Annotated in this window: 1 pseudogene; it reads right to left on the reverse strand. The window is 40.0% G+C overall.

Annotated elements, in window-relative coordinates:
* Window positions 1-650 (reverse strand): annotated as a pseudogene (locus L5876_RS14935) (cbb3-type cytochrome c oxidase subunit I); the annotation flags it as partial.

A 650-nucleotide genomic window follows, 5' to 3' on the forward strand; every position in this document is an offset into this window, starting at 1 on the left:
TCTGAATATCGACGAGGTATACCCCTGAGGCCAAGAAAGTGTTGAGGAAAGAAGGTAATGTTGACCCCTAAGAATATGAGGAAAAATTGTGCATTGGCTCATCGCTGGTGAAGAGTTAATCCTGTTAGGAGTGGGAATCAGTGAGTAAAAGCAGCAAAGATTGCGAATACTGCCCCCATTCTTAGTACATAATGAAAATGGGCTACAACATAGTAAGTATCGTGAAGGATAATATCTAATGAGGAATTAGATAGAATAATGCCGGTAAGACCTCCTGTAGTAAACAGAAAAATAAATCCAAGAGCCCATAAAATAGGGGTCTCATATTTGATTTTTGATCCATGAAGGGTGGCCAGCCATCTAAATACTTTAATACCTGTGGGTACTGCGATAATTATGGTAGCTGCCGTGAAGTATGCTCGTGTATCTACATCAAGTCCTACTGTAAATATGTGATGTGCTCACACAATAAATCCCAATACAGCAATTCCGAGCATGGCATAAATTATCCCGAGAGCCCCAAATGGTTCCAGTTTTGCAGTATAGTGACTAACGATATGTGAGATTGCTCCAAATCCAGGTAAGATGAGAATGTAAACTTCAGGGTGTCCAAAAAATCAGAATAAATGTTGGTAGAGAATAGGATCGCC

Origin of the sequence: Hyphobacterium sp. SN044, from assembly GCF_021864465.1 — a bacterium.
In the GTDB taxonomy this organism is placed as follows: Bacteria; Pseudomonadota; Alphaproteobacteria; order Caulobacterales; family Maricaulaceae; genus Hyphobacterium.